The organism is Bacteroides sp. OM05-12, from assembly GCF_003438995.1.
Lineage (GTDB): Bacteria > Bacteroidota > Bacteroidia > Bacteroidales > Bacteroidaceae > Bacteroides.
In genome coordinates, this window is sequence record NZ_QSUN01000005.1 from 17253 (window position 1) to 39249 (window position 21997).

Annotated in this window: 14 protein-coding genes; 13 read left to right on the forward strand and 1 reads right to left on the reverse strand. The window is 43.2% G+C overall.

Translation table 11 applies throughout. The features are described from left to right. Positions 1-7 precede the first annotated feature (7 nt). Complete coding sequence (locus DXB63_RS06120) at positions 8-5572, forward strand: T9SS type A sorting domain-containing protein (protein ID WP_122125526.1); 5565 nt, start codon at positions 8-10, stop codon at positions 5570-5572. A gap of 864 nt (positions 5573-6436) precedes the next feature. On the opposite strand, the gene cdd is transcribed toward DXB63_RS06120, so the two are convergent. Then, entirely contained in the window at positions 6437-6916 is a 480-nt protein-coding gene (cdd, locus tag DXB63_RS06125; RefSeq protein ID WP_122125725.1) for a cytidine deaminase, read from the reverse strand. 107 nt (positions 6917-7023) lie between these two features. On the opposite strand from cdd, the gene DXB63_RS06130 reads away from it, so the two are divergent. The 12 genes from DXB63_RS06130 to DXB63_RS06185 all read left to right on the forward strand — a co-directional run bounded on the left by DXB63_RS06130 (position 7024) and on the right by DXB63_RS06185 (position 21981). After that, positions 7024-7923 carry a glucosaminidase domain-containing protein gene (locus DXB63_RS06130; RefSeq protein WP_122125527.1) on the forward strand — a complete coding sequence of 300 codons (900 nt, stop codon included), beginning with the start codon at positions 7024-7026 and terminating at the stop codon, positions 7921-7923. 281 nt (positions 7924-8204) lie between these two features. Beyond that, the gene (locus tag DXB63_RS06135) at positions 8205-9452 is read left to right on the forward strand and encodes an efflux RND transporter periplasmic adaptor subunit (protein ID WP_122125528.1); all 1248 of its coding nucleotides are present in this window, start codon (positions 8205-8207) and stop codon (positions 9450-9452) included. Positions 9453-9479: 27 nt separating this feature from the next. Next, on the forward strand, positions 9480-10787 hold the full coding sequence (locus DXB63_RS06140; RefSeq protein ID WP_122125529.1) for an ABC transporter permease: 1308 nt from the start codon (positions 9480-9482) through the stop codon (positions 10785-10787). Between the two features lies 1 nt (position 10788). Then, positions 10789-12078 carry an ABC transporter permease gene (locus tag DXB63_RS06145; protein ID WP_122125530.1) on the forward strand — a complete coding sequence of 430 codons (1290 nt, stop codon included), beginning with the start codon at positions 10789-10791 and terminating at the stop codon, positions 12076-12078. Positions 12079-12091: 13 nt separating this feature from the next. Next, positions 12092-13345, forward strand: a complete 1254-nt coding sequence (locus DXB63_RS06150; protein ID WP_122125531.1) for an ABC transporter permease — start codon at positions 12092-12094, stop codon at positions 13343-13345. 6 nt (positions 13346-13351) lie between these two features. After that, positions 13352-14572 (forward strand): ABC transporter permease, encoded by a 1221-nt coding sequence (locus tag DXB63_RS06155; protein ID WP_122125532.1) that lies wholly within the window; start codon positions 13352-13354, stop codon positions 14570-14572. Positions 14573-14595: 23 nt separating this feature from the next. Beyond that, positions 14596-15264 carry an ABC transporter ATP-binding protein gene (locus tag DXB63_RS06160; RefSeq protein ID WP_122125533.1) on the forward strand — a complete coding sequence of 223 codons (669 nt, stop codon included), beginning with the start codon at positions 14596-14598 and terminating at the stop codon, positions 15262-15264. Between the two features lie 16 nt (positions 15265-15280). Further along, positions 15281-16534, forward strand: coding sequence for an ABC transporter permease (locus DXB63_RS06165; protein WP_158563646.1), 1254 nt, complete (start codon positions 15281-15283; stop codon positions 16532-16534). 11 nt (positions 16535-16545) lie between these two features. Beyond that, complete coding sequence (locus DXB63_RS06170) at positions 16546-17763, forward strand: ABC transporter permease (protein WP_122125535.1); 1218 nt, start codon at positions 16546-16548, stop codon at positions 17761-17763. A 23-nt stretch (positions 17764-17786) separates the two neighbouring features. Beyond that, positions 17787-19079, forward strand: coding sequence for an ABC transporter permease (locus tag DXB63_RS06175; protein ID WP_122125536.1), 1293 nt, complete (start codon positions 17787-17789; stop codon positions 19077-19079). Positions 19080-19093: 14 nt separating this feature from the next. Further along, a complete protein-coding gene (locus DXB63_RS06180; RefSeq protein ID WP_122125537.1) occupies positions 19094-20338 on the forward strand; it encodes an FtsX-like permease family protein in 1245 nt (414 codons plus the stop codon). A gap of 167 nt (positions 20339-20505) precedes the next feature. Then, positions 20506-21981, forward strand: a complete 1476-nt coding sequence (locus DXB63_RS06185) for a TolC family protein (RefSeq protein WP_122125538.1) — start codon at positions 20506-20508, stop codon at positions 21979-21981. The last annotated feature ends 16 nt before the right edge of the window (positions 21982-21997 follow it).

Genomic DNA, 21997 nt, shown 5'->3' on the forward strand with positions numbered 1-21997 from the left:
AATAATTATGAGACTGAGACTTTTACATCTGTATGGTAGTATGATATGCATCGGATTATTGTCCGGACTACCGCTGCAACTTGGTGCTTGGAATGTTTCGTGGGGAGATATTCTGGTTAAGCAGTATGCGTCAATCACTATGGTAGAGTATATGGAACAGCTGGATGCTTCCTCTCAGACCTATAATGTAGTGCTTCCTCCGGCAAGCTATTTTTATGATTTTGACGGAAATGGCGAGAAAGGATTTGCGAATGTAGTGCAAGTCGATGGTTTTGAAGGAAGGACGGCAACGGACTATGTCTATTTGTACAATGGCGTATCCTCTGGATTTTCACAAAGCCCCGGAGGTACTTATGTCATTCAAAGCGGTCGTAATGACTATACCGAACTGCAAGCCATAGAGGATGTAAACAGGGACGGGTATCCTGATTTCGGTGTGAAATCGGTGACGGACAGATGGGGGAATACCTATATCGGAATGACATTATTGAGCAACCCTGACGGGAGTTATAATCTGCTGCCTGTCAACCTGTTTAATAACTGGGATATAAACGGAGACGGACGTGTGGATTTGATTTCGGAAACAAAGAAATCGGTATCCGAATCCTCTTTTTATATTCATGAACAACAGCCGAATAAAGAGTTTGTGAAGCAGCCGATGAAGGTGGTTTCTTACGCTGAATATACAAGTAATTTTGATCCGACGGCATGGAATGAACAACAGGAATCTTCTACTGTGGGCAAGGCCACTCCTCCGTTGACAGGAGGTAATTTCTCTGCTGCATGGCTTGACCCGGGTGGTCCGGTTATTCCTTCAAAACTGCCTTCGATTAATATTGATTTGAACCGGGACGGCTTTCCGGATTTAATAGACCCTTCGTTGGGAACAATTTTCTACGGCACATCGAATGGCACTTATGTGATGTCATCTGTAAACGGAGCGGTTATCTCCAAAGATTTGAATGATGACGGTATCTCCGACTTTATTATTTACGGAGGCAAGGAGGGAATCCTTAAAACATTGATTTATCAGGGTGGAGGTGAGTTTAAAGAGACACAGCTTCTGGAAAACCTTGCAGCTGACGATGAAATCTATTGCTATGACTTCGATAAGGATGGAGATATAGATATATTGGTTACTTTCAGCAGTTGTAATACGGACGGAACGGCTTATCTGTTATTCTATGAGAATGACGGTAAGGGAAACTTTACTTCCCATGAGGATGCCGTTGCCAAAAGTTGGGTGTTCGGTAATTGCAGAGACGTAGACAATGACGGCTATTATGACCTGCTGATTGCAGATTATGGAGACAGTCATAATGAGGGAGATTACTTGTCTCCTAAAGTAAAAGTAATGCTTAGAAGAGGGCAGGCAGGCTTCAAGTTTGGAGAAGCAGAAGAACTTTTTACTCCCGACTTTAATACCTATTATTTGTATAACGATCTAAAGTCCATAGGCGCAGAAATCTATCAGTCAACGAAAATAAATGTGGAAGATATTGATAATGACGGAATTCAGGAAGTATGGTTCTCTAATAAGAATAATACTCAATCTCCTCAGACCATTATTCATAAAATGACTTCGGTTGCACAAATTACGACTCCTTCACGCCCATCGGCTCCGCATATCTTATATAATACAACGATGGGTAAACTGGATATCAGTTGGAGTGCAAGTAGTGACGCATTGTGCAGCAGTAAAGACCTGACGTATGAGGTTCGCATCGGCAGTGCTTCGGGTAAGGGAGATATGGTGTATGCTCATGCCAATGCAGACGGTTCCCGTCGTAATTTCCTGGAAGGAAATGCCGGAACGAATCTGAATAAGACATTTGATGTACGTACTTGGCAACCGGGTACTTATCATGTGGCTGTTCAGGCAATCAATCCGAATCATAAAGGCTCTGCATGGAGTGAGGAAGCCACATTTGTACATTCTTATGTTCCAGCGGAATTTGCAGTCAGTGATAAAGCACTGACGGTCTTTGATGTACTTGCCGTAAGCTATACAGCAACGGATGGTTATCAATATGTATGGGATACGGATGGAGCAACGCAGTTGGCTGCACTCCATGACGGAGAGGTCAGATTGCAATGGAATACAGGTGGAAAGAAGACCATAAAGCTGACTGTAACCGCGCCTGACGGTGCTTCTGCCGATTATACGGAAGAAGTCACTGTATTTGATAATAAGGTTTATCCTTCGGAAAAACAGATTATTTTCTCTGAGAATTATGCCGACTATGATATGGACGGATATATGGATTTTTCGCATGATACTTATCTGTATGATGATGTTACTCCCGGACTTTATCATAATGACCAAAACAATAATTTCACGAGAGCGGTAGGAATCTTTAATCAAGGATTGAATTATAAGGAGTCGGTATGGATGGATTATGATATGGATGGAGTGTTGGATTTGTTTTATCGTGACGACAATTATGAGAACACAAAGTTCGGGCTTTTGAAGAATAATCTGAATGGTAGTTTTACCAAGAATACCTCGTTAGGGCTGAGTGTAACGAATGCATCGACCGGTGAGCCTTATGCTTATTACTATCAGATGCCTTTAGATTATGGGGTGGATTGGAATAATGATGGCTTAATGGATTTTGGCGGACAGTATATCAATCATGGTAACGGCAAGTTTGAATATCGTGAATCCGGATTGACAGGATATGACCCTACTAAACCATTGATAGACTGGGATAATGACGGATATTGGGATTACTATCAGATAGATGGAACTACTGCCGATTGGGGAACGGCAACTTGTTCGAAGTTGGATATATATCACAATGAAGGAAATTTGCACTTTGTAAAAACATCGATACCATTCGAAAGAAGGGTTACACATGATGTGTTAGGAAATCCTTTTGTCCTTCTTGATTTTGACAATGATGGTTATCTGGATATTCTTTTCTTTAAGAATGACCGTGTGATGCACGTTTTGAAGAATGAAGAGAACAAACGCTTTGTTGAAGGATATGATATTGTTCTGGATGAAAACTTCGGTTTTAATTATAATAAGTACAATGGTAAGTTTGAGTCTCCAAGAGTCGGTTGGTTCGATTTGGACAACAATGGTTATCAGGATATTATGTTTGCGGCGAAAGATAAATCGAGAGCGGATTCCATCGGGTTGGCTGTCATCTATGTAGATGAACCGGGAAAGTACAGACAGGGATTTATCTCCGATTGTGCCAATGAATACAGAGAAAGGCCTTTGATTACTTTATCTCCGGAGGGTGTACCCGTTATTGATGCCGGTTCTAAGGATTATAATGGAAAAACATATTATTATAATGACCACCGGACTACTGCGACCAATACCCGCCCGGAAGCTCCTAAGATGGTGACTGCCGTACAGCAGGATGAAACCTTGCTTATTCAGTGGAATCCGGCTAAAGATAAAGAAACGCCGACAACACAAATGCGCTACAACCTTTCTGTGAAGAAGAAAGGTGAAACAGGACCGGGAAGTTATATCATTTCACCATTGAACGGTGGCAATGCGAATATGCTTGCCATGCCCGGTAATTATTCTACGGCTACCCGTTTCGAGATTCCGTTGAGTGTTCTGCCGATAGGTGAGTTGGAGATACAGGTACAGGGAATAGACCGTTGGGATGCTATGTCGGAATTTTCTGCTCCTGTCACGGTACAGATTGTAAATCAGCCTTTGATTCAAGCTCCGGCTACGGCATGTTTCGAGTCTCCGGTGACAATTTCCTATAAGGGAACACAAGGTGGAGGCACTGCCCCTGTATGGAATTTTGACGGTGGAACAGTTCTTTCCGGTAGTGGTTACGGACTGTATGAAGTGCAATGGGATCAGTCGGGTGTGAAGAAAGTGTCCGTCACTGTCGGTAGCGAAACGTCCTATACCAATATACGGGTTTTGGATGATTATTCGGCAGTCTTTACCATGCCGTCACAGGTGTTCTTTGATACGGAAGTAGAGCTGATTTTGCCGGAAGTGCAGGCAGATGCTACTTTCGCATGGAAATTGGGTGGAGGCGAACCGTTATTCAAGGAGATGGAAATCAGTGCAATTCCGGGTAAGAAGAAAGGAACGCTTCGTATTATCCGTTTCCCGGAAGTAACCCGTCGTAGTTTGACGCTTACCGTCAGCCAGAACGGATGCAGCAAAGAGTATACATATGATTTCACTGTGCTTCCCAAGATGGACCCACCTGTACTTTCTTTGGTATATGCTGCGAACAATAAAAACGTGATTACGTGGAATCCAATCAGCATGCCTGCTTCCTGCTCGCAAATCATTCTGTACAAAGAAGGTAATTATCTGAATGATTTCAGAGAAATAGGCAGAGTAGACAAGAGTGTGGCGGAATTTACGGATGTGGCTTCGAATGTGTCGGTGAAGAATGAACGTTATGCTATCTCCATGCTGACTGCATCGGGAGTGGAGAGTCCGATGAGTGCTATTCACCAGACAGTCCATTTGACTATCAACCGGGGTATGGCGGATAACCAGTGGAATTTGATTTGGAATGCTTATCAGGGACGTACCGCCGCTTCTTACAAAATATTACGTGGGGCGAATGCGGATGCTCTCCGGGAAGTTACAACGCTGGCAGGTTCGGCCACTTCATATACGGATATGGCTCCGGATGCTTCCGAACCTTATTATGCGCTGGAATTTATTCCGCAGGAAGAAGATTATTCGGCTGCATCCGGTCAGATGAAAGCGGCAGGTGCGGTGTCCAGTGGTGTACGTTCCAATGTGGTATATACGGGTGATGCACGTAATATTAACTATGTAAACAGCTTGGAAATCATGACGGTGGAGAAAGAAGCTGTCTTGAATGAGCAACAACAGACGCTTTATTTATATGCTGAAGTATATCCGGTGAACGCTACTTACCAGCAGGTGGCATGGAGCATTGTTTCCGGTGCGGATATTGCAGTGATAGACAGTTACGGAAAATTGCAGGCAACAGGTAAGGGAGGCAGTGTGACCGTTCAGGCGAAAGCTGTGGATGGCAGTAACGTAGTTGCTACCCGTACGATTCCTGTATCCGGATTTGTGGTGACAGTAGAGCCTCCAACCAATCTGAAAGCCACTGTGACAGGACAATCCGTTGTCTTGACGTGGACCGGTAATGCTCCGGAGTATGAAGTGGCATATTGGGCGAAAGGAACTACGGATTATGTGGAACATACGTTTACCGGTTCCACAAGTTTTACTCCGACCCGATTTACTACCGGAGTAGCTTATGAGTGGATGGTACGTTCAAAGAATGGTGATGTCATCAGCGAAGCTGCCTACGGTACTGAATTTACGGTAAGTCCTCCGGATAATTTGTCGGATGTGAACTACAAAGAGTTTACGTTCTACCCGAATCCGGTAATGGATTACATGTATCTTGAGTATGAGGGATGGGAAGCAGATAAAGTAGAGTTAGTCAATATACAGGGAGGTCTTTTGCAAGTATGGAGTGAGAATCTGAACAGGTTGGATTTAAGCTCCGTAGCTCCGGGTGTCTATCTGCTTAAAGTCTACACCGGACAAGGTGTCGTAACGAAGAAGATAATGAAAAAGTGATGAGTGAGTTTTAGCGCAGGTTTTAAAGGATTATTATTGCCTGTTGGGATACTGTTCAGCATACGGTCGATTGTTTGCAAACGATAGGAGTTTGTAATCAATCGACCGTATCTTTGTCTACAAACGACCTGATGTTTTTTTCAATCAACCTTATGTTTTTAAAAAGCATCAAGGTGTTTTTTATAAGCTCCACGTTGTTTTTACACTAAATCGAATTTACTTGAGCTTACCTTCACCTTATCACGATTTGAGTCTTAGTGACTGGGAAATAGACTGTTAGAGTGAAGGCGAGTTTTTTTAGTTGAGAGTTGAGACAAAAGCCGATGGTTCGCGGATGACGCGGGTTGAGCAGATGAAGACGGATTTTAAAATTATTAATCCGCCATAATCCGTCTTATCAGCGTTATCCGCGAACCAAGTTCTTTAAATTCAGACATGAAAAGCGTAGAGGGAAAGCTTGGAATAGCTTGGACTATCAACGCTTGGCGAAACAAAAGGGGCTGCGCCCCCTGTTTATAGAGGGAGTCCCCGCAGGGGGGAGGGAGTTCTTCTTTGAGTTAAGAGTTAAGGGTTGAGAGTGGAAGAAACTTGAGGCAAAACTATCTCAATTCCCCCGCTTGAGCGGGGGTAGGGGGTGTGTGACTTTAATAGTTTAATTAATCAAAGAAAAATCACACACCCCTTAATCCCCGCTCAAGCGGGGAAACTTGGATGCTTTGACTTTTGACACTCAACTCTTAACCCTTAACTCTTAACTCAAAAAAACTCTCCTTCACTCCAACCACTTATTCAATAGTAATTTACCCCGAAAAGTGATAAGGTGAAGGAAGTATCGATATAATTTAAAATATGCAACTAAACAGATTATTCCATCTCCGAACCGTCAAAAGATAGCGGGAGCAAATCTCTTATGCCTTTAATCAGGTAGATTTCTTTTTTGCCGTATAGCAAGATGCGTACCGGATGTTTGTATCTTGTTTCTGTTTCCAGTATCACTTGTCTGCATGCTCCGCAGGGAGGAATGGGGTTGTCAATGAAATCTTGTTCGGTTCTGGCAGCAATCGCCAGTGTCAACACCGCTTGGTCGGGATATTGCGAGTTGGCGTAGAACAATGTCGTTCGTTCTGCGCATAAGCCCGACGGGTAAGCCGCATTCTCCTGATTACTTCCGGTGACAATAGCTCCGTTGGCAAGCAGAGCTGCTGCTCCGACCTTGAACTTTGAATAAGGGGCATAGCTATGTTGAGTCATTTCTTTGGCTTTATCAATCAGCTGTTTATCTTGATCGGACAGCTCATCATATTGACAGACTTTGATAATGGTTTGGATGTTTAGGTCTTTCATTTCCATCTGTTTTTAGGGGTTATTTCACAAAGTTAGTAAAAGAGATTGGTATTTTCGATTATTTTTATGACTTTTGTGCGTGCATAACATTATAATAAAGTCATAAGATGAAAGTATCACGTATAATTCTCCCCATCGTTCTGTTGTTTGTTTTTGCTTTTTCAGCGCAAGCGCAACGTCGCAACAAACTGTATCTGGAATATATTGCGCAATACAATGAAATAGCGGTGGAACAGATGAAGCTGCATAAGATTCCCGCCAGTATCACTTTGGCGCAAGGACTGTTGGAGTCCGGCGCAGGACAGAGTACACTGGCAAGGAAATCCAATAATCACTTCGGAATTAAATGTGGAGGAAGCTGGAAGGGACGTTCCGTGAGGCATGACGATGATGCGAGGAATGAATGTTTCCGTGCCTATCGCAATGCAAGGGATTCTTATGAGGATCATTCTAAATTTCTGACCGGAGGAGCGCGTTATGCTTTTCTTTTCCGATTGGATATTACCGATTATAAAGGCTGGGCAAGAGGACTGAAAAAGGCGGGTTATGCCACCGATCCGTCGTATGCAAACAGGCTTATTCAGATTATAGAAGATTATGAACTGTATAAGTATGATTCGAGTTCCCGCAAAAAGAAGACAGGAAAAGGAACGGCAAAACTGGTACCTCATCAAGTTTTCCTCGCCAATGGCCTGCTGTATGTAAAGGCCCGTAGGGGAGAATCTTTTGAAGATATAGCGAAAGAGTTTGATACACGTGCCAAGAAGCTGATAAAATATAATGATTTGCACAAAGACTACACGTTGGCGGAAGGTGACATTATCTATCTGCATGAAAAGAAAAAGAAAGCGGATAAGAAATATACCGTGCATATCGTAGGTGACGATGATTCCATGCACAGCATATCCCAGCGCTATGGTATCCGTTTGAAAAACCTCTATAAGATGAATAAGAAAGACCCGGAAAAATATATTCCCGAGGTAGGAGACAGACTCCGGTTGAGGTAATTCTTCCCGGAAATAAAATCGTTGAATATTGCTCCTTTAGGCGATAGCTAACGCTCCCTTGAGTGATGGCCGACGCCCCCTTGAACGATAGCCAACGCTCCCTTAGGTGATGACTGTCGCCCCCTTAGGCGTTTGCGGGTTTCTTTTAAAAGCGTACGGAGTGTACGGAATCGGACACTTCTTGCTTTCTTCTCTGTTCTGAATTTCAATTAGTTAACATTCTGGCATATCCTTTGCTTTTAAATGTATGTATTAAAATGTACCAATAGAAGCTAAAGAATATGGATAGAGAAATTCCGAAAGAAGTTCACGTAAAGGAGCGCAATAAAAAGATTATTCGTTTTTCGATTACTGCCATTGTGATAATAGGCGTGATAGCCCTTCTTATCTCTTTGATGCGGAGCAGCGTAAATAAAAAAGATATATCCTTCTCTACTGTGGACAAGGGTATCATAGAAGTTTCCGTGAGCGCATCGGGAAAAGTGGTTCCTGCCTTTGAAGAAATTATCAATTCACCGATAAATACACGCATCATGGAAGTCTACCGTAAAGGTGGCGATTCCGTAGATGTTGGTACTCCCATCCTGAAACTGGATTTGCAAAGTACAGAGACTGATTATAAGAAGTTGCTGGATGAGGAACAGATGCGCCAGTATAAATTGGACCAGCTTCGTGTGAATAACCAAACGAAACTGAGCGACCTTGCCATGCAGATAAAAGTATCGGCGATGCAGCTCAACCGGATGGAGGTGGAACTCCGCAATGAACATTATCTGGATAGTTTGGGAGCAGGTACAACGGATAAAGTTCGTCAGGCGGAATTGAGTTATAATGTGGCTCAGTTACAGTATGAGCAGTTGAAACAGCAGTATGAGAATGAGAAACTGTCGTCTGCCGCAGATATGAAAGTACAACAACTGGATTTGAATATCTTCCGTAAAAGTCTTGTCGAAATGAAGCGTACGCTTGATGATGCGCAAATACGCTCTCCCCGGAAAGCCATTCTTACCTATATCAATAATCAAGTGGGGGCACGCATACAGCAAGGCGAGCAAGTAGCAGTTGTGTCGGATTTGACACACTTTAAGGTTGACGGTGAGATAGCCGATACGTATGGTGACAGAGTAGCCGCCGGCGGGAAAGCGATCGTGAAAGTCGGTTCGATGAAATTGGAAGGAACGATAAGCAGTGTGACTCCGCTGTCCAAGAATGGGGTGATCTCGTTTACCGTACAGTTGAAAGAGGATAATAACAAACGTCTTCGTTCCGGATTAAAGACCGATGTATATGTGATGAATGCCGTAAAGGAGGATGTGATGCGCATCGCCAATTCTTCCTATTATGTGGGGGCGGGAGAGTATGAACTGTTTGTAGCCGACGGAGAAAATCAGATAGTCAAGCGTAAGGTGAAGTTGGGCGACAGTAATTTTGATTATGTGGAGGTTATCTCCGGCTTGAAACCGGGTGAACGTGTAGTAGTGAGCGATATGTCTAACTATAAGAACAAGGCGAAACTGAAAGTGAAATAACGAATCTAACCAAATCTTTCTGAGAATATGATAAAACTCTATTTTAAACAAGCGTGGCGGTTATTGAAACAGAATAAGCTGTTCAGCAGTATCTATATAATAGGTACGGGACTGGCTATCTCCACAGTGATGGTACTCGCTATCATCTATTACGTAAAGATAGCACCGATATATCCGGAAGTGAATCGGGATAGAACTCTATGCCAAGAGACACTTAGACTTGAAAATACAAAAGGTTCGATGCAGATGGGATTTGTATCTGTAAAAGCGATGAATGAGATTTTCTATCCGTTGCAAACACCGGAGGCTGTAACAGCCATAATCCCCGCTATGGAAGGAAATGTTACGATACCGGTTACGATGGAGGATATTCCTATCTTGGCAATTGCTACGGACAGCGCCTACTGGAGGGTATTCGGATTCTCATTTATTGAAGGCAAACCTTTTACGGGAAGTGATGTTCGTTCCGGAATAAACGTTGCGGTTATTTCTGATATTCTTGCCAGGAAAGTATTTGGCTCGGACAGTGCTTTGGGAAAAACTATAACGGTCGACTTTTATGACTATCGTGTGTGCGGTGTTGTCCGCTCTCCTTCTTATATCACTCCGAATAGTTATGCGGAGGTATGGATTCCGTATACTCGTTTATTTGATAACCGTTATGAACTACAAAGAGGTGATGACCCTTGGAGAAGTTGGTTCGGTAGTTTCAAGGTGTACATGTTGGCACATTCTTCGAATGACTTCAAGGCCATACGAAAAGAAATAAATGAAAGAATTGCAAAACAGAATACAGTGGATATCACTATGGTGATGAGTACAGACGGATATCCGGACGAACAATGGCAAACCATGTATCGTGAATTATCCGATTATGACTCTGATTGGAATACAGGATTAAAGAAAACGGTGGCGATGTTTCTTTTATTGTTGCTGATTCCTGCCGTTAATCTTTCCGGTATTATCTATTCCCGTATGGATAAGAGAATAGGAGAAATGGGTGTCCGTAAGGCTTTTGGAGCACGCAGGTATTCGTTATTCAATCAGATGATTTTCGAGAACCTGATATTGACTTGCTTAGGCGGACTGTTTGGGCTGTTGCTCTCTTATCTGATTATTGTTTTCTCTCAGGACTGGATATTCGATATTATGACAGAATATGTGGAGGTGGTACATGATGAGGCTAAAGTTTCTTTATCATTGTCCATGTTGCTTAATCCTACTGTCTTTACCGTGACTTTTCTATCCTGTTTGGTTTTAAATCTCTTTTCGGCGATGTTTCCTGTGTGGAGACTGATGCGTAAGAACATTGTAGAATCTTTAAATACGAAATGATATGGGGGGAACGATATTAAGACAGATGTGGCATCAGCGTAAACTCAATCTCTGGATTATGACGGGATTGGTGCTGATAACGGTGGTTGTTTGGTTTATCATTGACCCGTTGTTCGTGTTGTGTTACAATCGTTGGGCGGTCTCCGATGGTTTTAATGCGGATAATCTTTATGTTCTTTCTATAAGACAGTATCCGGAACATTCCGGTTTCTACCATGAAGATGAAACCGATTCCACCCAAGTATTGACGGATTTTCATCGTATTTTGGATATTCTGAAACAACAACCGGACGTAGACGCTTATACGGTTGTGGACGACGCTGCTTATCCCTTTTGTGATTGGTATAACTACAGGGATATAAGTAGGTATGAGAACGACTCGATGGGGATTTCAATTCAGTTTATGAACTATTATGGTGAAGGGGATTATTTCCGGACTCTCCGTATTCGTTCGGCGGTGGACGGGAGCTTTTTGCCGGAGTCTGCACCGGGCACCGTGTATGTGTCGGAGAATATGGTAGATTCCTTTATCGGGAAAGGGAATGTCATAGGTAAAGAACTGGCTGAGATAGATGGAGAAACCTATAAAGTGGCGGGAATCGTTCAAAACGTGAAAGTATCTACCTACGAATTGCCCGGAGCTTTGGTCTATTGCCCGAATGGAAAAGTCGATGAAAAGTATATCGGTGAGAATGGTTTTATAAAGATTGTGTTTCGGGTTAAAGACGATGCTCTGAAAGGAGTCTCTTTCAAGGATTACCGGAAAAAGATGACGAAGTTGTTAAGATCAGGTATTTTGTATACGGAGATGAAGCCGTTTGATAAGATCCGGCAGAATTATGAGATTGCTTATGGTGTTACCAATAAATTCAGGGTACAAACCTTTCTGATGTTTTTCTTCCTGTCGAATATGCTGTTGGGTATTATCGGCACATTTTGGTTCCGTTGCCGTGCCCGTCAAGAGGAAATCGGTTTACGGATGGCTTTAGGGTGTACAAGGAAAAGGATAGCGTTATGGTTTTTCACTGAGGGTTTTATATTGTCCACTTTGGCAGTTGTTATCGGAGTGTTTATTGTCATTCAATGGATCTATTTTGAAGGGATGTACAGAACCAGCGGACATATGTTCTTTGTGGGAAAGGGTTATCTTACGGATAGTGTGATGTTGCACTTCTGGTGTGTCTTTTGGATTACTTATCCATTGATATTACTGACTGTGGCGGCAGGAACGTTTTTTCCGGCTTGGATTGCAACGAAGGTTAATCCGGCGGATACATTGAAAACAGAATGAAACAGGAAAGAATATGGTGAAACAATATTTTAAACAGGCATTCATGCAGTTTCGTCAGAATCGTTTTTACAGTATTCTGATTATAATAAGTACTTCTGTCAGCATTGCTTTTGCGATGGTTGCTTATATGGCTTATAGTTTGGGTAGTGATGATTTGCCCCCTGAAGTGCATCGTTCCAACTCTTTTTATTCGGATGACGCGTGGAGTTACCGGACGGATAATCAATCGAACATGAATTCCGGTATGTGCATGAAAACGGCGAAAGCCATTGCCGACTCTTTGACCTCGGCACAACTGGTCAGCTTTCATACGAGGAATTACCCGCGCACTTGTCAGAGCATGGGTGGTGAAGGAGACCGGAAGAGACGCCGTGTCCGTATGGTGGACAGGGAGTGGTGGTCGCTCTTTCAGTATGATTTTCTTTTCGGTCGCCCTTTTCTGAAAGAGGAGTATGATGCGGGGAGTAAGGTAGCAGTCATAACGGAACGGACAGCCAGAGAGGTGTTTCACACGGACAATGCGGTGGGAAGGACTTTATTGGTCAATTTTATCCCTTATACTATATGCGGTGTCGTAAGGGATGTCAGTTCACAGTTTTCCATTGCCTATTGTGAGGTATGGACAAATCTTTCTTCCACTACTGAGTATGAAGCGATGTATGGTAGTGAGTATGTTGCCGGTGAGATACGTTTCATCGTTGTGGCAAAAGACGGGAAATGTGAAGAATTGGGACAAGAGATAGAACAGAGAATAGATAAGTTCAACCAAACGTTACGTGAAACGACTTTTGAGGCAAACATGAGATCCCATACGGACTATACGTTTTATAGCCTGTTTGAAATGTCTCCTATGGTGATGTATTTCCTTTTGGCATGTATCTTTCTTATTATTCCCGCCATGAGCATTTCCGGATTGGTCTATTCTATTCTGAGCAAACGTTTCTCGGAGATTGGAATCAGGAAAGCGTATGGTGCTTCCGCCCGTTCTGTTATATGGCAATTCCTGAATGAGAACTTCTTGCTGACTTTAGTTGGAGGACTGCTCGGCGTTCTGCTTTCTTTTGGTGCACTTTATCTCTTTCGGGGATGGTTGCTGGGCGTTTCGTTTGCGTATTCGTCGGATTTGCAAATGGAGTGGTGGATGTTTTTCCGTCCTGTTGTTTTTGTCATTGCTTTTTCCTTATGCTTATTATTTAATTTGTTTTCAGCTCTGTTCCCTGTATGGTATGTCTCAGGTAAAAACATTGTAGAAGCATTAAAAGATTAATTCAGTATGATAACAGCATTAATAAAACGAATTTGGTGCCAACGCCGTGCAAACGGATGGATATTTGCGGAACTGTTTCTGGTGTTCATCATATTATGGTATGTGATTGACTTTCTGATCAGCTCGTTTATCTGTACGAGTGAACCGAAAGGCTATGACACGCATCATGTTTATCACGTTTCCATATCCGTTAATCCGAAGATGGCCGGTAACGAGGACGGTTGGGAGGATAACTATCTCTATGCCTTGAAACTGATAAAAGAATATCCGGGTGTGGAGTCGGTTTGCTATTATAGTGGAACTGTTCCTTATGAAGACGGTGGTGAGATTATACAATCATATACGGTGGATAGTACCCGTGCTATAACTGCTTATATCCGCTATGTGAGTAAGGACTTTTTTGATGTGTTCCGGGTTGATGTTCCCAATGTTGATTTGAGCTATTGGGATGTAGCTTCTTATCCCGTTCCGGCCGTTGTGAGTAAAGACCTTGCGGATTCAATTTTCATGGAAACTCCCCGATTAGGTCAGGCGTTTGCCGATTATTATGTTCCGGAAAAGAAGTATACGGTTGCAGGTGTTGCCGCTCCTACCAAATTGACTGAATATGACCGTTATTCTCCTCTTATCTATGTCCCGGTAGAGAAATGGATGTTGAGCCTTCCTTATTGGGTTCCGATTGTTGCTATTCGTGTGAGTCCGGAGGTAGAAGAGGGATTTGCCGATCGTTTTATGAAAGATATGCGCCGTCGTCTCGATATCGGGGCACTTTATCTATCGCAGATACGTTCGAATGACGAAGTAAAGGCCATCTACGATACACAGATAAACAACTATATCCGAAGCGCTTATGCCATCATCTCTTTCTTTGTTTTCAATGTCTTTTTAAGTATTATGGGAACTTTTTGGTTCCGCACGAGACGGCGGAGAAGTGAAATAGGACTGCGGATGGCAATGGGAGCCTCTAAAAAGAGTATCGGAAGCGAGCTGTGTGGAGAAGGAATTTGTCTTTTAGTCTTGGCTGTGATCCCGGCACTTATAGTGTGTTTTAATATGTATTGGGCGGATTTGACGGTAAATATGTTGTCGGATGCTACTCCTGCACGCTTTCTATCAGGTATTGCGATTACATTTTCTTTGTTGGCGGCTATGATTCTTATAAGCATCTGGTATCCTGCTTATCAGGCTATGAAGATAGAGCCTGCCGAAACTTTGCATGAAGAATAATCAAACAATAAAAATAAACTATTATGATTAAGTTAACGAATTTAAGTAAGATCTATCGTACGGACGAGATAGAGACCGTAGCATTGGAGAACGTGAATATGGAAGTGGCTAAAGGTGAATTCCTGAGTGTGATGGGACCGTCCGGATGTGGCAAGTCTACCTTGCTCAACGTTATGGGTTTGCTGGATACGCCTACTACCGGCACGGTTGAGATTGCAGGTATCAATACAACGGAAATGAAGCGTGACAAGGACTTGGCTGCTTTCCGTAACCGTAAGCTCGGCTTTGTTTTTCAGAGTTTTCATCTGATAAACTCTTTGAATGTACTTGATAATGTGGAGCTGCCCTTGCTTTACCGTAAGGTAGGCAGTACGGAACGCAGAAGGCTTGCTACTGAGGTTTTGGAACGCGTTGGCCTTACTCACCGTATGCGCCATTTTCCTACACAGCTTTCCGGCGGACAGTGTCAGCGTGTGGCGATAGCCCGTGCCCTTATCGGGAATCCGGAGATTATCCTTGCCGATGAGCCTACGGGTAATCTTGATTCCAAGATGGGTGCGGAGGTAATGGAGATTCTTCACCGCTTGAATAAAGAGGACGGACGAACGATTGTGATGGTGACGCACAATGAAGAACAGGCAAAGCAGACATCGAGAGTCGTTCGTTTCTTCGACGGTAGGCAAGTGCTATAAATACATAGAGACAAATATGATTAAACAATATATCAAACAGGCTTTTTATCTGCTGAAAGAGAATAAGTTGATTAGCTTTATCTCGATTGTGGGAACGGCATTTGCCATTGCGATGATTATGGTGATTACCATTCTGTTTCAGATAAAGAATGCGGATTATCGTCCGGAGGTGAACCGTAGCCGTACGCTTTATATCCAGTTTGGCGAGAGTTTTATGAAAGACAATCCGGAGAGACGAAATTCGATAAACTTTTTCCTTTCCCTTGATTTTATGAAGGAGTGCATCTTGCCTTTAAAGACTCCCGAGCGGGTAACTCTTGTGTCCAGAATGAATGTACCTTTGTCTATTCCTTCCGGTGATGAACGTATTCCCGGTATGGTCAAGTATACGGATACATCCTTTGACGGCTTTTATGATTTTAATTATCTGGCAGGAGGAATGTTTTCTGAAGCAGATTTCCAGTCCGGTGTAAAGAAAGCGGTGATAAGGGAATATGTTGCCCGGCAGTTGTTTCATACGACGGATGTTGTCGGTAGGGAAATTTATATAGACGGCATACCGTTTACTGTTTGCGGAGTTATAGAGAATTTCTCCAGATGGGCTTCTTTTGCTTTTGCTGATGTATATGCTCCTTATACGTATAGGGAACAGTGGTGGGGTGGTAATGAACAAATTCAGGGTAATTTTACTGCGATGATTCTTGCTAAATCTCCGGATGATTTTGAAGCGATACGTAGAGAGATTAATATGGCTGTAGAACGTTTCAATCAACATCAGACTACGTATACTATCGGCTTACGTGAACAACCTTATTCTCATTTCCAACAACTGTTTTTCCGTTGGGGTGACGGACTGCCGGATGTGACCGAGAATGTGACGAGATATGGTATTATCTTATTGATATTGTTGCTTGTCCCGGCTATAAATCTGTCAGGGCTTACCCTGTCGAGGATGCAACGACGGATGGAAGAAATCGGTGTTCGCAAAGCTTTCGGGGCTACACGTTGGCAGTTGATGAATCAGGTCTTGTCGGAGAATCTGTTATTGACCTTATTGGGTGGATTATTGGGTTTGGTACTTTCTTATATCGCCTTGTTTTTAATGAAAGACTGGCTATTGGACGGCGGTAAGTTTATTTCTTTCGAGATGATCGCTTCACCGTTGATTTTCTTATTGGCTTTCTTGTTTTGCTTACTGATGAATCTGCTTAGTGCAGGAATACCGGCATGGAGTGTAGCTCGCAAGAATATAACAGATGCACTTAAATAACTGACACGGATATGATAAAGAATATATTAAAACAGTTGTGGAACCAACGGCGGTCGAATTTCTGGATTGCACTGGAGATAGCGCTTGTATTTGTTTTTCTGTGGTTTATACTAAACTTTATATTTAAACAATATGAGGCGTTTAATCGTCCGATGGGATTTAATATCGAAGACGTTTATGAAGTGAAGATTAACAATCTGCCGGCTTCTGCTGCGAACTATGTAAAACAGGAGGAATTTGGAACTACTTCCAATGAGGATCTTTTAACATTATTGAGCCGTCTGCGTAGGGTAGAAGGGATAGAGGCTGTAGCACCCACTTCATGTTCCAGACCTTACAGCGGTTGCAATGGTACTCGTATGTTTGCATCTATTCATGGAACGGATACGATAGCAAGGGGGGGAATGTTTCGTGTTGTAACTCCGGAATATTTTGATGTCTTCCGTATACTGACACCGCAAGGCATTCCTGCCGGGCATGAGAATAATATCATGCTTGTGCTTTCAAAGAATCTGGCAGATACTTTGCAAGTGGCAAGGGGAGATTCGGCATATCTGACTTTTAGTGAGACGGATTGGAGACCTTTGGTTGTGGGTGTCAGCACGGAGATGCGCTATGCGGAAACCTGGCCTGATTTGGATAACGGGTTCTTAGTCTTGCCGGAGGCAACCTTTGTAGGGGAAAGATGGCCGGATGAAATATGTGTACGTCTGAATCATGGTCTATCGGAAGATCAACGCACTGCCCTTTGGGAACAGGTGAAACAAGTTTGCCGTATCAATAATCTTTCCTATTTTTATAATACACCTTTCGAAAAGATGCGTGAGAACTATTTGCGTAATGCGACAGACGAGGTTAAGGCGCAATGTTGGTATGCCGTCTTTTTGTTGATAAACATATTCTTGGGCGTTATCGGTACGTTCTGGTTTCGCACACTGCATCGTCGGGGTGAGATCGGGCTTCGCATTGCTATGGGGGCAACACGTACTTCTATCTTTAGTTTCCTGATAGGGGAAGGGATATTGCTCCTGACTGTGATAACTCCTGTTGCTATTGTCCTTATGTTCAATATCGTTCATTTTTTAATAGAAGACACATCGATACTGACTTTTATTACAGGATGTGTAGTTACATGGGTATTAATAGCGGTCATGATGTTTCTGGGTATCTGGTATCCTGCCTATCAGGCAATGAAGATAGAACCCGCCGAGGCATTGCATGACGAGTAATGAATTTATAAATAAGAATCCTCATGATTAAACACTATTTTATGCAGGCTTTATCGCAACTGCGCCAGCAACCTATCATTGGTGTTGTAAACGTGTTGGGAACGATGCTTGCTATCTTTCTCATCATGCTGGTAGTGATGATACAGCAAGTGAAAGTAGCACCTTTCCCGCCGGAGAGTAATCGTGACAGATTGCTTCATGTGCAGGGTGCGAGCATTGTCAGAGCAAGTACAGGGAACGGAATCGGTAATGGTGGGATGAGTGTACAGACGGCTAAGGAGTGTTATAAGTCTTTGGAAACGCCCGAGGCAGTGTCTATTTATAGCGGTTATGCCGTGACTGTTCCAGTCTCCATACCTAAAAAACCGGCTATCAGTTCGAAACTTTTACAGACAGATGAGGCTTTCTGGCAGATATTTAACTTTACTTTTATAGATGGGAGCCCCTATGATAAGGCCATTTTTGAAGCGGGGCAACCTGTTGCGGTTATTACGGAAAGTATTGCCCGTGCTTTGTTTGGTATGGTTACTGTGGTAGGAAAAGAATTTCAGTTGAATTATGCTCCTTATCGGGTGATTGGCGTAGTAAAAGATGTATCAACATTGGCAAATACAGCTTATAGTCAGATCTGGATTCCTTATACTTCGACTGATATTGCAGAAGATACGTGGGTACATGGACATATGGGAGCAATGAGCGTTGTGATTCTTGCATATAGTCAGCGTGACTTTGCTGCCATTCGTCAGGAGGCTAAAAAGAAATTGGAAACTTATAATGCGATTCTGGAAAAAGAAGACTATAAGTTTATAGATCGTAATCGTCCTTATGATCAGGAGAAACAGTCGATTGCTTTCGGGGCGAACTGGGAACCGGATTTAAGAGCAGAACGTTGTGACCGAATTATCGTGTTACTTGTTCTGTTATTTATCCCGGCTATTAATCTTGGGAGTATGACGCAGAGTCGTTTACGTCAACGAGTGTCGGAAATAGGAATTCGTCGTGCTTTCGGTTGTACCCGTTTGGAAATAATGGGTCGTATTATAATGGAGAACTTCATTGTCACTTTGTTGGCAGGAGTTCTCGGTTTATTGTTTAGTTTGGGTTTTGCCTATTGGGGAGCTGATTTCTTGTTTATGCAGCCTTTCAGTGATGCGTCAATACCGACTATGGTGAATGGTACTATCTTATTTCATATTTCTACTTTTTTGTATGCATTGTTGTTTTGCTTCATTTTGAATTTGCTTAACAGTGGAATCCCTGCCTGGAGAGCTTCAAAAATCGGTATTGTAAAAGCCTTAGCAGGGAAGTTACATTAGAAACAGGAAAGAATATGAGTAAAAAGATATATACGCAAATAAGAAATGAATGGCATTCCAACTGGTGGTTGGCATTGGAACTGCTGTTGGTGAGTGTCGTGATGTGGTATGTGGTAGATTATATGTTTGTAATAACGAATACTTATAATGAACCGCATGGTTTCGATGTCTCACATTGTTATCTGATTGAAATGGGAAAGTTAACGGATAAAAGTTCGGATTATATTCCTAATGATACTTTGCTTGTCGAGGAGATAGAAACACTGGTCGATCGTTTACGTCATAGACCGGAAGTAGAAGCGGTAAGTCTTTCGGCAAACTCTTATCCTTATAATGGGAGTAATAGCAGTATAACAATCCGGTATGACACTTTGCTGTCTGATTATTGCATAGTCCGTTCTGTAACTCCGGATTTCTTTCGGGTTTTTCGTTATGAGGGAATTCGTGGAGAAACACCGGAAGAACTGGCGCAAATGTTATCGGACGGGAACTTTATGGCTTCGGATAATCTTTTTCTATCTAAATATGATCAAAGGTTAACCTCATTTGTAGGGAAGTCTTTCTTTTTAGGTAATGATTCGGCACAGACTTTCCGCTTAATTGCTTCTTTAAATCCTGTGCGTTATAGTGATTACGAACCGGTTTGGTCTTGGACTTCTTGTTTTGTGGTTTCTTTGTTACTGCGTGATTGGTATGACACTAATTTGGAACTATGTGTCAGAGTAAAAGCAGATCAGGATGTTGACTTTATCGAACGTTTGAGGGCGGATAGTGAGAAACAATTTCGTATCGGTAATGTGTTTATTGCCGATATTGTACCTTTTGCAAATATAAGGCGTGATTATCAGATGGATGAGACAATCCAGATACGTAATTATCTTTTCGGCATGGGCTTTCTCCTGCTGAACATTTTCTTAGGCTTGTTGGGAACATTTTGGTTTCGTACACAGCAACGGCGCAGTGAGATTGCTTTGCGTAAGGCTTTGGGCAGTACGAACCGGGATGTATTCAGACGTTTGCTGGCAGAGGGAATGGTAATATTGGTGATTGCCACGATACCTGCTGTTATCGTTGACTGGAATCTGGCCTATGCGGAGTTGAATTACTGGATGAACGGGACGACACTGGAGCCTGTACGGTTCATTATTACGGTGGCAATCACGTTTTTGCTGATTGCCCTGATGATTGTGCTGGGTACATATATTCCCGCTCGTAAGGCAATGAAGATAGAACCCGCCGAAGCATTGCATGACGAATGATAAATGTATGTGTTACGGGAGGGTAGGAGTGAATTTATTTTTCACCCTGACGAAACGAAAGTTTCACAAAATATGGAACAAAAGTTTCATATATTATGAAACAATAGTTCCATATATTGTGGAACTCGGTGCGGTCAAGGGGGCGTTTATGAATATAATATAGGATTATGAGAAAGAAAAGGTTTGGTGTATTGATATGGGCGGTGGGCTGTGTGGCAGTCACCCTGTCGGCGCAACGGGAACTGACGTTGAACGAGGCAATCGCCATTGCACGGACGAAAAGTGTGGATGCGGCTGTGGCACTCAACGAGCTGAAGACGGCTTACTGGGAGTATCGGACGTATAAGGCGGATTTGCTGCCGGAGATGAACTTCACGGGAACATTGCCGAATTACAATAAAAGTTATACATCCTATCAGCAGGAGGATGGTTCCTATACTTTTGTCCGCAACAATAATCTGGGGTTAAGCGGTAATCTTTCTATCGACCAGAATCTTTGGTTCACGGGCGGTAAACTGTCGCTGAATACCTCGTTGGAGTATATCCGGCAGTTGGGCAGTGGCGGACAAGACCATTTTATGAGCATCCCGATAGCGTTGACATGGACGCAGCCTATCTTCGGAACGAACGATCTGAAATGGAAACGACGCATAGAGCCGGTGCGTTACCGGGAAGCTAAAGCTGCATTTCTGACAGCGACGGAGGAAGTGACGATGAAGACGATTACTTATTTCTTTGAACTCTTGTTGGCGAAAGAAAATGTGGGGATTGCCCGTCAGAATGTGGAGAATGCCGACCGTTTGTATGAGGTGGCGCAGGCAAAACGCCGTATGGGACAGATTTCGGAGAACGAACTGTTACAGCTGAAACTGGCGGCATTGAAAGCGCGTGCCACACTGACCGATAATGAAAGCAACCTGAATGCGAAGATGTTTCAGTTGCGGGCTTTTCTCGGACTGGACGAGCAGGAACGGATAGAGCCCGTTGTACCGGAGTCTGTGCCGGAACTTCGTTTGCAGTATGGTGATGTGCTGGACAAAGCATTGGCAAACAATAGTTTTGCCCTCAATATCCGCCGCCGTCAGTTGGAGGCAGATTATAGCGTGGCTACCGCCAAAGGCAACTTGCGCAGTATAGACCTGTATGCTTCCATCGGTCTGACGGGTGAAGACCGGATATTCTCGGATGCTTATGACCGCCTCAAGAACAATCAGATTGTAGAGGTAGGCGTCAAGATTCCTATTCTCGACTGGGGCAAACGGCGGGGCAAGGTGAAGATTGCGCAGAGCAATCGGGAAGTGGCGGCATCGAAGATCAAGCAGGAACAGATGAACTTTAATCAGGACATCTTCTTGCTGGTGGAGCAGTTCAACAATCAGGCGGCACAGCTCCGTATTGCCAATGAGGCGGATACCATCGCCCGTCAGCGTTATCGCACGAGCATCGAGACGTTTATGATAGGTAAGATAAATACGCTCGACCTGAACGATGCACAGGTCTCGAAAGATGAGGCAAGGCAGAAGCATATCTCGGAACTCTATTACTATTGGTATTATTTTTACCAGATACGGAGTCTGACGCTATGGGACTTTAAGAATAATCGGGAATTAGAGACGGATTTCGATGCCGTAATAAAGGGATAATACGTATCTTTACCAC

Coding starts and splice junctions, on each gene's coding strand:
- DXB63_RS06120 (WP_122125526.1), top strand. CDS start 8: ATGAGACTGAGACTTTTACATCTGTATGGTAGTATGATATGCATCGGA.
- cdd (WP_122125725.1), bottom strand. CDS start 6,916: ATGAAAGACCTAAACATCCAAACCATTATCAAAGTCTGTCAATATGAT.
- DXB63_RS06130 (WP_122125527.1), top strand. CDS start 7,024: ATGAAAGTATCACGTATAATTCTCCCCATCGTTCTGTTGTTTGTTTTT.
- DXB63_RS06135 (WP_122125528.1), top strand. CDS start 8,205: ATGGATAGAGAAATTCCGAAAGAAGTTCACGTAAAGGAGCGCAATAAA.
- DXB63_RS06140 (WP_122125529.1), top strand. CDS start 9,480: ATGATAAAACTCTATTTTAAACAAGCGTGGCGGTTATTGAAACAGAAT.
- DXB63_RS06145 (WP_122125530.1), top strand. CDS start 10,789: ATGGGGGGAACGATATTAAGACAGATGTGGCATCAGCGTAAACTCAAT.
- DXB63_RS06150 (WP_122125531.1), top strand. CDS start 12,092: ATGGTGAAACAATATTTTAAACAGGCATTCATGCAGTTTCGTCAGAAT.
- DXB63_RS06155 (WP_122125532.1), top strand. CDS start 13,352: ATGATAACAGCATTAATAAAACGAATTTGGTGCCAACGCCGTGCAAAC.
- DXB63_RS06160 (WP_122125533.1), top strand. CDS start 14,596: ATGATTAAGTTAACGAATTTAAGTAAGATCTATCGTACGGACGAGATA.
- DXB63_RS06165 (WP_158563646.1), top strand. CDS start 15,281: ATGATTAAACAATATATCAAACAGGCTTTTTATCTGCTGAAAGAGAAT.
- DXB63_RS06170 (WP_122125535.1), top strand. CDS start 16,546: ATGATAAAGAATATATTAAAACAGTTGTGGAACCAACGGCGGTCGAAT.
- DXB63_RS06175 (WP_122125536.1), top strand. CDS start 17,787: ATGATTAAACACTATTTTATGCAGGCTTTATCGCAACTGCGCCAGCAA.
- DXB63_RS06180 (WP_122125537.1), top strand. CDS start 19,094: ATGAGTAAAAAGATATATACGCAAATAAGAAATGAATGGCATTCCAAC.
- DXB63_RS06185 (WP_122125538.1), top strand. CDS start 20,506: ATGAGAAAGAAAAGGTTTGGTGTATTGATATGGGCGGTGGGCTGTGTG.